This is a genomic window from Paenibacillus sp. P4_E11 (assembly GCF_056401635.1).
Genome location: NZ_JBFUIX010000682.1, coordinates 1 through 630, shown reverse-complemented (window position 1 = coordinate 630; position 630 = coordinate 1). Strand labels below are relative to the sequence as shown.

At 49.5% G+C, this 630-nt stretch carries 1 protein-coding gene; it reads right to left on the bottom strand.

The features are described from left to right. Positions 1-82: 82 nt before the first annotated feature. Positions 83-630: helix-turn-helix transcriptional regulator (locus tag AC1DWB_RS36900; protein WP_477545992.1), on the bottom strand; the 548-nt coding region annotated here is incomplete at its 5' end.

Below are 630 nucleotides of genomic sequence, written 5' to 3'. Positions count from 1 at the left end.
GAAGATAGACGTTTTCTTATCCAGCACATGTCGTCGAGCTCATCTTGAAACCCGGCTCTGCCAAGGTGATCCAACTGGACTTTCACTGTGCTCCCGCGCCTTCCTCCCGGAATTCGCTTGGAGACTTACCGCTCAACTGGCGGAAGAGCTTGGAGAAATAATGAATGGACGAGAATCCGTGCTTCTCCGCTATGTCCGTGACACTTAGATCGGTGAATCGGAGATCGTCCTTCGCTCGATTCATTCGGAAATGGTTGACATATTGTACGGGAGACAGGCCAGTTGCTTGCTTGAACAGCTCGAAGAAATAACCGCGACTGATTCTCAGCTCGCTATAGTAGGCCTCCAGTTGCTGTGGACTGCCACGCAGCAGATCCTGATCTAGCCGTTCAAGCAGCTTGTACATCCGGGGGTCGGGGATATGCTCCTCTTTCAGGATATAGGTCAGAAAAAACTCGATAAATTGTTGGAATCGACTCTGAACCTTTAAGCTGCGAACGTACGTCCGCTCATTTGTGTATCGGTTGGCGGTATAAAACTTTTCGAACAATTCGATCCATACCCGTAGTTTTTCCACCTTCGTATGCTCGGGAATCGCATAAGGAAATAAAGGTCCGATCAGAGCTGGCC